This is a genomic window from Paractinoplanes durhamensis (assembly GCF_016862175.1).
Lineage (GTDB): Bacteria > Actinomycetota > Actinomycetes > Mycobacteriales > Micromonosporaceae > Actinoplanes > Actinoplanes durhamensis.
Map to the genome: position 1 here is coordinate 19297 of NZ_BOML01000047.1, position 11957 is coordinate 31253.

12 protein-coding genes and 1 pseudogene are annotated in these 11957 nt (G+C 71.2%); 5 read left to right on the forward strand and 8 right to left on the reverse strand.

Features of this window, described 5'->3' with window-relative positions:
- Positions 1 to 6: 6 nt before the first annotated feature.
- The 3 genes from Adu01nite_RS29050 to Adu01nite_RS29060 all read right to left on the reverse strand — a co-directional run bounded on the left by Adu01nite_RS29050 (position 7) and on the right by Adu01nite_RS29060 (position 2669).
- A complete protein-coding gene (locus Adu01nite_RS29050; protein ID WP_203731310.1) occupies positions 7 to 987 on the reverse strand; it encodes a carbohydrate kinase family protein in 981 nt (326 codons plus the stop codon).
- Positions 988 to 1110: 123 nt separating this feature from the next.
- On the reverse strand, positions 1111 to 1479 hold the full coding sequence (gene erpA / locus Adu01nite_RS29055) for an iron-sulfur cluster insertion protein ErpA (protein WP_203731311.1): 369 nt from the start codon (positions 1477 to 1479) through the stop codon (positions 1111 to 1113).
- Between the two features lie 86 nt (positions 1480 to 1565).
- Positions 1566 to 2669, reverse strand: coding sequence for a glycerate kinase family protein (locus Adu01nite_RS29060; protein ID WP_203731313.1), 1104 nt, complete (start codon positions 2667 to 2669; stop codon positions 1566 to 1568).
- Positions 2670 to 2728: 59 nt separating this feature from the next.
- On the opposite strand from Adu01nite_RS29060, the gene nadA reads away from it, so the two are divergent.
- The 3 genes from nadA (at position 2729) to Adu01nite_RS29075 (ending at position 6178) form a co-directional block, all read left to right on the forward strand.
- Positions 2729 to 3919, forward strand: a complete 1191-nt coding sequence (gene nadA / locus Adu01nite_RS29065) for a quinolinate synthase NadA (protein WP_203731315.1) — start codon at positions 2729 to 2731, stop codon at positions 3917 to 3919.
- 215 nt (positions 3920 to 4134) lie between these two features.
- A complete protein-coding gene (gene murA / locus Adu01nite_RS29070; RefSeq protein ID WP_203731317.1) occupies positions 4135 to 5490 on the forward strand; it encodes a UDP-N-acetylglucosamine 1-carboxyvinyltransferase in 1356 nt (451 codons plus the stop codon).
- Positions 5491 to 5560: 70 nt separating this feature from the next.
- Positions 5561 to 6178: a DUF3043 domain-containing protein gene (locus Adu01nite_RS29075; protein ID WP_203731319.1), complete on the forward strand. Its 618-nt coding sequence runs from the start codon at positions 5561 to 5563 to the stop codon at positions 6176 to 6178.
- Here Adu01nite_RS29075 and Adu01nite_RS29080 read toward each other — a convergent pair.
- Together Adu01nite_RS29080 and Adu01nite_RS29085 are read right to left on the reverse strand one after the other, a co-directional pair.
- A complete protein-coding gene (locus Adu01nite_RS29080) occupies positions 6175 to 6483 on the reverse strand; it encodes an AzlD domain-containing protein (RefSeq protein ID WP_203731321.1) in 309 nt (102 codons plus the stop codon). The genes Adu01nite_RS29075 and Adu01nite_RS29080 overlap by 4 nt on opposite strands.
- Positions 6477 to 7172 (reverse strand): AzlC family ABC transporter permease, encoded by a 696-nt coding sequence (locus tag Adu01nite_RS29085; protein ID WP_203731323.1) that lies wholly within the window; start codon positions 7170 to 7172, stop codon positions 6477 to 6479. The genes Adu01nite_RS29080 and Adu01nite_RS29085 overlap by 7 nt, the downstream gene beginning before the upstream one ends.
- 65 nt (positions 7173 to 7237) lie before the next feature.
- Here Adu01nite_RS29085 and Adu01nite_RS29090 point away from each other — a divergent pair, with 65 nt between their 5' ends.
- The gene (locus Adu01nite_RS29090; protein WP_203731325.1) at positions 7238 to 7792 is read left to right on the forward strand and encodes a helix-turn-helix domain-containing protein; all 555 of its coding nucleotides are present in this window, start codon (positions 7238 to 7240) and stop codon (positions 7790 to 7792) included.
- Here Adu01nite_RS29090 and Adu01nite_RS29095 read toward each other — a convergent pair.
- From Adu01nite_RS29095 to Adu01nite_RS29105, 3 genes are read right to left on the reverse strand one after another with little or no spacing between them, the layout of a single operon-like run.
- On the reverse strand, positions 7789 to 8739 hold the full coding sequence (locus Adu01nite_RS29095) for an ABC transporter ATP-binding protein (RefSeq protein ID WP_203731326.1): 951 nt from the start codon (positions 8737 to 8739) through the stop codon (positions 7789 to 7791). The genes Adu01nite_RS29090 and Adu01nite_RS29095 overlap by 4 nt on opposite strands.
- Positions 8736 to 9536, reverse strand: coding sequence for an ABC transporter permease (locus Adu01nite_RS29100; protein ID WP_203731327.1), 801 nt, complete (start codon positions 9534 to 9536; stop codon positions 8736 to 8738). Before Adu01nite_RS29100 ends, Adu01nite_RS29095 begins: the two co-directional genes overlap by 4 nt.
- Positions 9529 to 10380 (reverse strand): ABC transporter permease, encoded by an 852-nt coding sequence (locus tag Adu01nite_RS29105; RefSeq protein ID WP_379138105.1) that lies wholly within the window; start codon positions 10378 to 10380, stop codon positions 9529 to 9531. Before Adu01nite_RS29105 ends, Adu01nite_RS29100 begins: the two co-directional genes overlap by 8 nt.
- Before the next feature lie 153 nt (positions 10381 to 10533).
- On the opposite strand from Adu01nite_RS29105, the pseudogene Adu01nite_RS29110 reads away from it, so the two are divergent.
- A pseudogene (locus Adu01nite_RS29110) lies at positions 10534 to 11957 on the forward strand (hypothetical protein); the annotation flags it as partial.

The window sequence follows — 11957 nt, forward strand, 5'->3', positions numbered from 1 at the left end:
TTCTGATCAGACCGTGGGCAGGAACTGCTTGATCTCGGCGACCGCCTGGTCACCGTAGGAGTCGGCGAACCGCTTCGCGAAGTCCTCGCCGCGGATGTCGTACTCCTGCGGGCCGACCGACTCGAGGACCAGGGCCGCCACCAGCGAGCCCACCTGGGCGGCCCGCTCGAGGCCGAGACCCCAGCCGATCGCGGCGAAGAAACCGGCCCGGAAGCCGTCGCCGACGCCGGTCGGGTCCCCCGGGATGACGTCCCGGGCGACCGGCACGTGGATCCGCTCGATGCCCCGGCCGGTGATCTCCACGCCGTCCTTGCCGAGCGTGGTGACCCGGATCTTGACCTGGTCGAGGACCTGCTCGCCGGTGAGACCGGCCTTGGTCTCCAGCAGCGACCGCTCGTAGTCGTTGGTCAGCAGGTATTCCGCGCCGGAGATCAGGGTCAGCACGTCGCTGCCCTCCATCCGGGCGAGCTGCTGCGACGGGTCGGCGGCGAACTTGAAGCCACGGGCCCGGCACTCCTGCGAGTGGCGGATCATCGCGGCCGGGTCGTTCGCGCTGATCAGCACGAGGTCGAGGCCGCCGGCCCGGGCGTCGACCGGGTCCAGCTCGATGTTGCGGGCCTCGGACATCGCACCCGCGTAGAACGAGGCGATCTGGTTGAGGTCGTCGTCGGTGGTGCAGACGAAGCGGGCGGTGTGCGCCACCTCGCTCACGTGCACCGAGTCGCAGTCGACACCGTGCCGCTCGAGCCAGGACCGGTAGTCGGCGAAGTCGGCGCCGACCGCGCCCACCAGGATCGGGCTGAGCCCGAGCTTGCCCATGCCGAACGCGATGTTGCTGGCCACGCCGCCGCGCCGGACCACCAGGTCGTCGACGAGGAACGACAGGGACACCTTGTGCAGCTGGTCGGCGATGAGCTGGTCGGCGAACCGGCCCGGGAAGTGCATCAGATGGTCGGTGGCGATCGAGCCGGTGACGGCGATCTTCATGGTGGCCCTCGAGGTTGGGGAACAGGGGGCTGTTACGAGCGAAGCCTACCGGCACGTTACGCGCCGCAGGCCGCCCCGTTAACGGAGCGGCCTGCGAGTGAAGTTCTGGGTGCTACGCGATTATCAGTGGAACGAGTCGCCACAGGCGCAGGAGTTCTGCGCGTTCGGGTTGTCGATCGTGAAGCCCTGCGCGTCGATCCGGTCGGCGAAGTCGATGGTCGCGCCGGCCAGGTAGGGAGCGCTCATCCGGTCGACGACCACTCCGACACCGTCGAAGTCGTTGACGACGTCACCGTCGAGCGAACGCTCGTCGAAGAACAGCTGGTATCGCAGGCCGGAGCAGCCACCGGGCTGCACGGCGATGCGCAGGCGCAGGTCGTCGCGCCCTTCCTGCTCGATCAGGGCCTTGACCTTCACCGCGGCGACGTCGGTCAGAACGACGCCGGTCGGGGCGGCGGCCTCGGTCGACTGGGTGTGCGCTTCAGTGGTCACTGCGAATCTCCCTGCCAAGTGGGTCATCTGCCGTACCGACCAACGCTAACCCCGATCGGGATGATTCCCAATCCGGGTGGCCCAGGTCACCTGCTCCAGTGTTGCGCAAGTTGCCCGGCGATCTCGGTGAGACCGCGGGCCGGTTCGGCCAGGGCGGTCGCCTCCGAGCCGAAGTGGTCGGTCAGCGACAGCGTCTCGGTGACGCCGGCGCTGGCCGCCTCGCGGAAGCCGGTCTCGTTCCGCCCGCACACCACGATGCAGGGCAGGCCCCGGTCGCGGGCGCCGTTGGCGATGCCGGCCACCACCTTGCCGCGCAGCGACTGGTGGTCGAAGGAACCCTCGCCGGTGATCACCAGGTCGGCCGCGTCCAGCTCCGGCTCCAGGCCGATCAGCGTGGTGACCAGGCCGATGCCGGAGACGACCCGGCCGCCGAGGGCGATCAGCGCGGCGCCGATGCCGCCGGCCGCGCCGCCGCCGGGGGCCACTTCAAGGTCGGTCACCCCAAAGGCTTTTTCCAGTACGCCGGCGAACTGCTCCAACGCGGCGTCCAGGCGGTAGACGTCCTCGTCGCTGGCGCCCTTCTGCGGTCCGTAGACCTTGCTGGCGCCGTGCAGGCCGGTCAGCGGGTTGTTCACGTCGGTCGCGGCGACCAGGCTCACCTGCCGCAGCCGGGGCGGCCCGGCCAGGCCGGCCGCCGCGTTCAGGTAGGCGCCGCCGTACGGGATCGCGTAGCCGGCCACGTCGACCGGGGCAGCGCCCAGCGCGGCCAGCATGCCGGCCCCGGCGTCGTTGACCGCCGAGCCGCCCAGCCCGATCACCACCTCCGCCGCGCCGGCCTCGACCGCCGCCATCAACAGCAGCCCCAGCCCGTACGACGTGGTGACGTTGGGGTCGCGCTCCTCGCGGGTCAACAGGTGCAGACCGCACGCCTGGGCGCTCTCCACGTAGGCGGTGTTACCGGCCAGCAGCACCTCGCCGCGGACCGGCCGGCCGAGCGGGTCGACCGTCTCGACCGGGATCAACCGGCCGTTCAGGGCGCTGGCGAGCACCTCGACGAAGCCGGGGCCGCCGTCCGACAGCGGCCGCTGGACGACCTGGTCGTTCGGTGACCAGCCGGCGGCGATCGCCTCGGCGGCGGCGGGAGCGGAGAGGGTGCCGGCGAACTTGTCCGGACAGATCAGTACGCGCACGCCCTGAGTGTGGCAGGCCACGTTCAGCGACGCCGATGAGCGTCTCGCCCTGTGCGACGATGTTTTTCGTGACCACCTGGACCGAACCAGCGAGCCCCCGCTCTACAAGCACTGGCACCGCACTGTTGCTGCTGGGCCGCGGCAGCGATCCCGCCTCGGAGCGCGGCGTGGACTGCCCCGGCGATCTTCCCGCCCCGAGCGACCCCGATCTGGTCGCCCGCGCCACCGCGGCCAAGGCCGCCCTCGGCGATCGCGCTTTCATCCTCGGGCACCACTATCAGCGCGACGAGGTCATCCAGTTCGCCGACGTGACCGGCGACTCGTTCAAGCTCGCCCAGCAGGCCGCGGCCCGCCCGGACGCCGAGTTCATCATCTTCTGCGGCGTGCACTTCATGGCCGAGAGCGCCGACATCCTGACCACGCCGGCCCAGAAGGTGATCCTGCCCGACCTGGCGGCCGGCTGCTCGATGGCCGACATGGCCGTGCTCGGCCAGGTGCAGACCGCCTGGGAGCAGTTCGAGGACCTCGGCATCGCCGGTGACATCGTCCCGGTGACCTACATGAACTCCTCGGCCGACATCAAGGGCTTCGTCGGCGCCAACAAGGGCGTGGTCTGCACGTCGTCGAACGCCAAGCGCGCCCTGGACTGGGCGTTCGAGCAGGGTTCGAAGGTGTTCTTCCTGCCCGACCAGCACCTCGGCCGCAACACCGCGGTCCTGGAGATGGGCTTCGACCTCGACGACTGCGTGCTCTACGACCCGCACAAGCCGAACGGCGGGCTCACCGACGAGGAGCTGCGCAACGCCCGGATGATCCTGTGGCGGGGGCACTGCTCGGTGCACGGCCGGTTCACCCTGGACAGCGTGCGCGAGGTCCGCGAGCGGGTGCCGGGCGTGAATGTGCTGGTCCACCCGGAGTGCCGGCACGACGTGGTGCGGGCCGCCGACTACGTCGGCTCGACCGAATACATCATCCGGGCGCTCGACGCGGCCGAGCCGGGGTCGAGCTGGGCGGTCGGCACCGAGCTGAACCTGGTCCGCCGGATGGCGCTCGCCCACCCGGACAAGCAGATCATGTTCCTGGACCGCTCGGTCTGCTACTGCTCGACGATGAACCGGATCGACCTGCCGCACCTGGTGTGGGCCCTTGAAGAACTGGTGGCCGGCCGGGTGCCGAACCAGATCTCGGTCGACGGCGAAACGGCCCACCACGCGAGGGTGGCGCTGGACCAGATGCTCGCCCTGCCGTAACACTGAGTAATCGTTAAGGCGCCGTCCGAAAGGGCGGCGCCTTTATGTTGTCATAACCATCAGGGTTTCCTTCGGGGTCGGACGTTGTGCCGACTTTCTTTATTGTCACTCAGCGCTATGCTTCCCCGGTTGCAGAATCGGGTACCCCCACCCGCGTTCTGCCCCCTCGACAAACACACCGGGCGGCCCCGACCGCCCGCCGGCTGGAGGTTACGTTGACCGACGACGTCTTGGTCGTGCACGGCGGTACGCCGCTGCAAGGTCAGATCCGGGTCCGTGGCGCGAAGAACCTCATTTCCAAGGCGATGGTCGCTGCTCTGCTGGGCGAGACCCCGAGCCGCCTCTTCGACGTCCCGCGCATCCGCGACGTCGAGGTCGTCCGCGGTCTGCTCGAGTTGCACGGCGTCAAGGTCACCGACGGCGTCGACGACGGCGAGTTGGTGATGGACCCCACGAACGTGGAGAGCGCCAGCACCGACCAGATCAACGTGCACGCCGGTTCGAGCCGGATCCCGATCCTGCTCTGCGGCCCGCTGCTGCACCGGCTCGGCCGGGCGTTCATCCCCGACCTGGGCGGCTGCCACATCGGCCCGCGCCCGATCGACTTCCACATCCAGGCGCTGCGCGAGTTCGGCGCGGTCGTCGACAAGGCGCCCGAGGGCATGCACCTGAGCGCGCCGAACGGCCTGCACGGCGCCAAGCTGGAGCTGCCCTACCCGAGCGTCGGCGCCACCGAGCAGGTCCTGCTCACCGCCGTCCGCGCCGAGGGCGTCACCGAGCTGCGCAACGCCGCCATCGAGCCGGAGATCATGGACCTGATCTGCGTGCTGCAGAAGATGGGCGGCATCATCACGGTGCACACCGACCGGGTCATCGAGATCCAGGGTGTGCCGAAGCTGCACGGCTACACGCACAAGCCGATCCCGGACCGGATCGAGGCGGCCAGCTGGGCCGCGGCCGCGCTCGCCACCAAGGGCGAGATCGAGGTGCTCGGCGCCCGGCAGGCCGACATGATGACGTTCCTCAACATCTTCCGCTCGATCGGCGGCGAGTTCGAGATCACCGACGACCGGGTGGCCCGGGACGGCGTGACCGGCGTCGAGGGCGGCATCAAGTTCTGGCACCCGGGCGGCGACCTGCAGCCGGTCGCGCTGGAGACCGATGTGCACCCCGGCTTCATGACCGACTGGCAGCAGCCGCTGGTCGTCGCGCTGACCCAGGCCCGCGGCCTGTCGATCATGCACGAGACGGTGTACGAGCAGCGGCTCGGCTACACCGACGCGCTCAACCAGATGGGCGCCACCATCCAGGTCTACCGGGACTGCCTCGGCGGCACCCCGTGCCGGTTCGGGCGCCGCAACTTCAAGCACTCGGCGGTCATCGCCGGTCCGTCCAAGCTGCACGCAGCCGACCTGGTCATCCCCGACCTGCGGGCCGGCTTCGCGCACCTGATCGCGGCGCTGGCCGCCGAGGGCACCTCGCGGGTCTACGGCGTCGACCTGATCAACCGCGGCTACGAGGACTTCGAGAACAAGCTGGCGGCGCTCGGCGCGCACGTCGAACGGCTCTGAATTCTCTCTTAATAGTCACGATGAGCGGCGCGGTGTCATCGACACCGCGCCGCTTGGCTACTCTCCTAGCGTGTCCTCGCTTTTTCGCCGCAAGTCAGCCGACGTCGCCACCCCCGATCCTGCGGAGGAGGTGACCAACTCCCCTGCCCGGCCGAAGAGCTACACGCCGAGCAAGAAGGAGCTCGGCCAGGTCACACCGAAGCGGCAGAGCAACGCCCGGCGGGTCACCGCGGAGGCCCCCGCGAACCGCCGCGAGGCGATGAAACAGATGCGCGAACGGCAGCGCGTGGAGCGCGCCGAGGCCGCCGAGGGCATGCGCGCCGGCGACGAGCGCTTCCTGCTCGCCCGCGACCGCGGCCCGGAGCGGGCGCTGATCCGCAACTACATCGACGCCCGGCGCACCGTCGGCACCTGGTTCTTCGGCGGCGCGCTGATCGTGCTGATCGGCTCCACCGTGCAGAACAAGCAGATCCAACTGGCCAGCAACCTGCTGTGGGCGCTGCTCGCGCTGGCCGTGATCGTGGACAGCGTGCTGATCGCCCGCACGGTGAAGAAGCTGGTCAAGGAGCGTTTCCCGAAGTCCGACCAGCGGATCGGCGCGCTGCAGTTCTACGGCGTGATGCGCGGCCTGACGTTCCGCCGGATGCGCGTCCCGAAGCCGCAGGTCGACCTCGGCCAGAAGGTCTAGGAGACCCCGGCCAGCCGGAGAAGGGCCGCCGTTCCGGCGGCGGCCAGCACCACCACCACGAACGGCGCCTTCCGCCAGGCGAGCACCCCGCCGACGAGTACGCCGGCCGGCCGCGCGACGCCGGCGAAGTCCGTCCCGGCCATCAGCGCGGCGGTGCCCGCGAGCGCGGCGAGCAGCGCGGCCGCGGCCATCAGCAGCAGCCGCTGCACCGTCGCGGAAAGCTTGAGCCGCCCGCGCAGCAGCACTCCACCGAGCCGCATGCTGTAGGTCCCGACGCCCAGGGCGATGATCGCGGCGATCAGCATGCCGCCTCCGTCCGGTTGCGGCGGCGCGGCCGGACCAGCGTCAACAGGCCGGCCAGTGCGCACATCACCGGCAGGCCGGCCGGGAGCACCGGGGTCAGCAGCACCGCGACGGCGGCGCCGGTGAGCGCGACCGTGCGGGTGGCGCGGTCCTTCAGCGAGGGCATGATCAGGGCCAGCAGCGCGGCCGGGAACGCCGCGTCCAGGCCCAGCGCGTCCGGGTCGCCGGTGGCGCCGCCCAGCAGCACGCCGAGCGCGGTGCCGATGTTCCACGACGTGAACAGGGTCAGCCCGATGATCCAGTAGACCTTGCGGCGACGGGCCTGATCCGGCTCGGCCAGGGTGAACGCGGCCACCTCGTCGGTCAGGAAATGGCTGCCGATGATCCGGTCGCGCCACCGCGGGCCGACCGCCTCGGAGACGGCCAGGCCGAACGGCAGGTGCCGGGCGTTGAGCAGCAGGCCGGCCACCACCGCGGCGAGCGGGTTGCCGGCCGCGAGCAGGCCGACCGCCAGGAACTGCGAGCCACCGGCGAAGACGACGGTGGACATCATGAACGGCACCCAGGCCGGCAGGCCGTACGCGATGGCGATGGCGCCGAACGACGCGCCCACCGCGATCATCGCGGCGGCGATGGTGGCGGCGTCACGCAGGAGTACGCGATCCGCATCCGTTCGCTGTACCGTACGCATGGTCTGAAATACTGAACGAAACGCGAGCGTTCGTCAAATCGAACGACACGATCGGTGGAGCGAACATGCAGCAGCCGGCACCCCCGCTAGCCACGATCGCCGCCGCCCTGCGCCGCGAACGCGAGCGGGTCGGCATCTCCCTGGCCGAGCTGGCCCGCCGGGCCGGCCTGGCCAAATCGACCCTCTCCCAGCTGGAGGCCGGCTCCGGCAACCCCAGCATCGAGACCCTCTGGGCCCTCGGCGTCGCCCTCGACGTGCCGTTCAGCAAGCTGGTCGAGCCACCGAGGACCCCGGTCCGGGTGATCCGGGCCGGCGAGGGGCCGCGGCTGCTCGCCGACCAGTCGGTGTACGCGGCGACGCTGCTCGCCGCCGGCTCGGCGCACGCGCGCCGCGACCTCTACGTGCTCGAACTCGAGCCGAGCGCGCCGCGCGAGGCCGAGGCGCACATCCCCGGCAGCGTCGAGCACCTGGTGGTCGCGGCCGGCCGGATCGTCACCGGCCCGGCCGGCGACGAGGTCGAGCTGGGCCCGGGCGACTACATCACCTTCCCCGGCGACGTCCCGCACCGCTACGAGGCCTTGGAGCCGTCCTGGGCGGTCCTCGTCATGGAGCACGTTTAGCCCGCTTGGTAGAGGCGGGCCACCACGTCCTCGATGTCCGGCTCGACCACCGACAGGTCGCGGACCGACGCCACCGCGACCAGGCCGGCCACCGCCGCGCCGGCCGACGAGCCGTCCAGGGCGAACGTCACCCGGTGCCCGTCCGCCTCGACCGCACCCATCGACGCGCCGGGCAGCGCGAAACCCGGCGGCAGCGGCTCGTCGAGATCGACCACCAGACTGCGCCGGGAGCCGTAGCGGGCGTGCAGTGCCTCGATCGTGCCGTCGTGCACGACCCGCCCGTGATCGATCACCACCAGCCGGTCGCACAGCCGCTCGATGTCGGCCAGGTCGTGCGTGGTCAGCACCAGCGTCATGTCGCCGGACGCGCCCAGCTCGGCCAGGAACGACCGCACCGCCTGCTTGCTCACCACGTCGAGGCCGATCGTCGGCTCGTCCAGGAACAGCACCTTCGGCCCGTGCAGCAGCGCCGCGGTGATCTCGCCGCGCATCCGCTGGCCGAGCGACAGCTGCCGGACCGGGGTGTCCAGGAAGCCGTCCAGGTCGAGCAGCTCGCGGCAGCGGCGCAGCCGGGCCTCGTGCTCGGCCGGCGGCACCCGGTAGATGTGCCGGAGCAGCCGGAACGACTCGTGCAGCGGCAGGTCCCACCACAGCTGCGAGCGCTGCCCGAAGACCACGCCGATGCGCAGCGCGAGCCGGGTGCGCTGCGGCACCGGGGTCAGCCCGAACACCGACACCTCGCCCGAGGTCGGCGCGAGCACGCCGGTCAGCATCTTCAGCGTGGTCGACTTCCCGGCGCCGTTCGGCCCGATGTAGCCGACCATCTCCCCCGGCTCGACGGTCAGGCTCACCCCGTCCACGGCGGCGACCGTGCGTTTCTCCCGACGGAGCCGGCCCGCTTTGACCCGTACGGTGAAATCTTTTCGCAATTCCTGCATTTTGATCATGAGCCCGTACTCCGGTAGCGGCGGATGCCGGTGCGCCACACCAGCGTGGCGATCGCCACCGCCGGGAGCGCCACCAGCGGGGAGACAAAGCCGGCCCAGGCCGGCAGACCCAGCGGATCGGTCCGGCCGAGCAGCGCCAGCGCCGGCTGATAGGCGACGAAACCGAAGCCGAGTGCGTACGCGAACAGGTCGCGGAACCAATTGCTGTAGACCGTGATGGGGTACGAGGTGAAGTCGCGCCCGCCGTAGGTGAAGCCGTTGCCGATCTCCCCCGACTCGACCCACCAGAACGCGAAGCTGGCGGTCAGCACGAAGATCGCGCCGAAGAACAGCGCGGCGCCGAGCGGGGTGAGCACCGCGAGCAGGACCCGGGCCGGCGTCCAGTGGATGTGGTTGGCGGCCAGCGCCAGGGTGTAGACGGCCGCGCCGAACGCCACCCGCAGCAGCTTGCGCAGCGGCAGATCGGTGAAGACCAGCTGCGGCAGCACCGGCAGCGGCCGGATCAGCATGGTGTCGAGCAGCCCGGTGCGTACGTATCGCTTCAGGTCGTCGATGTTGCCGACCGTCATGTCGGCCAGCACGAAGCCGAGCGCGGTCAGGCCGGTCATCAGGATCGCCTCGGCGAGGGTGAAACCGCCCACCGTGGCGGTCGCCCGGAACAGCACGAACACCGTTGTCACGTCGAGGACGGTGGCGCCGAGGTTGCTCAGCATCTCGGCCGCGAACGACGCCCGGTAGGACAGCATCGACCGCCACTTGCCGCCCGCCAGCGCGGCGTAGATCCGCAGGTCACCCACCCTGCACCACCAGCTTGCGCTCGGCCCGGCGCTGCACCAGGGCGGCCAGCGCGAGCATCGCCACCGCCCAGAAGGCCTGCAGCGCCACCAGGCCCGCCTGCACGGCCGGCGAGTCCCGCTCGACCAGCACGTCGAGCGGGGTCTGCAGCAGGCCGGGCAGCGGGGTGGCCACCCACAGCGTGACGGTCAGCCACTCCGGCAGCAGGCGCAGCGGGAAGTAGAGGCCGGCCAGCACGCCCGAGCCGAGGGTCCAGAGCATCTGCGGGCCGCGGGCGTCGTGCAGCCAGTAGGCGGTCGCGTTGACCAGGTAGCGGCAGCCGAAGCTGCCGATCACGGCCAGGACCACGGACAGGACGAACAGCGGGACGGTCTGCCAGCGATCCGGGGTGCTGAACGGAAAGAAGAGGGCGCCGATGATCAGCGGCGGGATGAAGCGGGTGAGCATGCCGTGGGTGGCCCGGCCGAGGTCGGTTGCGAGATACGACACAACCGGAGGAACCGGACGTAACAGATCGGATGCGATGTCGCCGGTGCGGATCCGGTCGGCCAGCTCGGTCCAGCCCCAGATACCGATAACGGACAGTAAGCCCTGACCCACCCAGACGTATGTGGCGAGTTGTTCCACGTCGTACCCGCCCGGGCGGTTACCGACCGCGCCGGCCGCTACGGCCAACAGTACGTAGCAGCGGAGGAAGCCGAAGACTATGTTGGTGAACGATCCGGCGATGGTGGCCTGCCGATAGGTCGCGTAGCGCCGGAAACCCGACCACACAAGTGCACCGAACGTAGTTGCCGAAACGCGAAACGGACGGCTAGGAGAGATCGTCAGCACGCTGGCGCCAATCCTGTCCACACCGTTAATCTCCTTTCAAACCCCGCAGTGGAGCCGGGAGACTCTACCCGGGTCTCCGGACGGCCACCGTGCATTTTCCGATCGAGAAGTGGACTGAGCCGTGACGGAGCGTTGCCAATCGCCGGGCCTGCCGATGGGTGCCCGATGAACGGCTGGAGCTCGCAACTCGGCGACGACCGGTGGGGCGACGAGCCTGCCTGGGTCTACGAGATCACCTGGGAATGGGAGCCGCTGCCCGGTCAGCGCTACCCGGGCGATCCCGGCCGTCGCAAGGCCGTCCACACGCCGGTTTACGAAGCCTCCGAGCAGCCACGATCCGATCAGGCGCCGCAGCGGTACAACCACACCCCGGTGCAGCGCGACGACCGCGCCTACGAGCAGCGGCCGCCGGCGCGCAGCGGTGGCGCGGTGCCGCCGGCGCAGCAGCGCGACGAGCCGTCCTGGAACCGGCCGATGAACATGCCCGACCGGATCGGCGACGACCGGCGGCCGCCGCAGCAGCAGTCGCCGGCCCGGCCCGCCGCGCCGGACCAGCGGCGCGGGTCGGCTCCGGTCTACGGACGGCAGGGCAGCGCGCCGGAGGGCCAGTTCCGCGGCGAGCCGCAGCCTCCGCGCCGCGACCAGCAGCGCGATCCCCAGCAGCGTGATTCCCAGCAGCGTGATCCTCAGCGCGAGCCGCACCGCGATGCGCAGCAGCGCGATCCTCGTCGCGATTCCGGTCAGCAGCGTGACGGTCAGCAGCACCGGGACCCTCGGCAGCCGCACCCGGGTTCGCCGGCCGGTGGGCGGGCTCAGCCGCCACAGCCTCCGCAGCAGGGTGCCGGTGCCTATGGTGCGGCGCGTCCCTACTACGGCCGCCGGCCCGACGAGACGCCCGAGCAGGGCTATCGTCCGGGCGGGCCCGGACCGGCCGCCGGTTCCGGCGGCGGGCCGCGGCCCGTGTCGCCGGGTGCCAGTGTGTACGGCAACGCCCGGCCCGCGCCCGCCGATGCCTTCCCCGCCTACCCGGATGCCCAGCGTCCGGTCGGGCGGCGCTCGGACGCGCCGTTCGACCTGCGGCCGGCGCCGGAGATCGGCACGCCCACGCCGGCCCGGCCGGCGCCGCAGCCGACCAGGGTCACCCCGCAGCAGTCGTCCGCGCCGACGCCGGCCTACCCGGCCGTGCCCGGCCAGGCCCGCCCGGTCTCCGGGCCGGCCCACCCCGGCCCGGGCGATGTCGGCGCCTACCCGCGACCGACCCGCGCACCCGCTGCCGAACAGGGCTACCCCCACGGTCCCGGATCGCCGTCCGAGGCCACCGGCACCTACCCGAACCGGCCGGTGTCCGCCCCCGCGACCGGACGCGCCTACCCGGGCCAGCCCGGGGCCGAGCAGAGCTACCCGGGCCGCCCGGTGTCCGCACCGGCCGCGGAACACGGCTACCCGACCCGGCCCGGTTCGCCGCCGCCCGCCGAACAGACCTACCGCCCAGCCGCGCCCGAGGCCGCCGAACACGGCTACCCCGGCCGGCCCGTGTCCGCGCCGGCCGCCGAACAGCACTACCCGGGCCAGCCCGTCTCCGGGTCGGA

Excerpts from the sequence above, each read along its gene's own strand:
- Adu01nite_RS29080 (WP_203731321.1), bottom strand. The coding sequence starts at position 6,483 with ATGCTGATCGCCGCGATCATCGCCCTGGGCGTCGGGACCTACAGCATG.
- Adu01nite_RS29050 (WP_203731310.1), bottom strand. The coding sequence starts at position 987 with ATGAAGATCGCCGTCACCGGCTCGATCGCCACCGACCATCTGATGCAC.
- Adu01nite_RS29085 (WP_203731323.1), bottom strand. The coding sequence starts at position 7,172 with ATGCGTACGGTACAGCGAACGGATGCGGATCGCGTACTCCTGCGTGAC.
- Adu01nite_RS29090 (WP_203731325.1), top strand. The coding sequence starts at position 7,238 with ATGCAGCAGCCGGCACCCCCGCTAGCCACGATCGCCGCCGCCCTGCGC.
- Adu01nite_RS29095 (WP_203731326.1), bottom strand. The coding sequence starts at position 8,739 with ATGATCAAAATGCAGGAATTGCGAAAAGATTTCACCGTACGGGTCAAA.
- nadA (WP_203731315.1), top strand. The coding sequence starts at position 2,729 with ATGTTTTTCGTGACCACCTGGACCGAACCAGCGAGCCCCCGCTCTACA.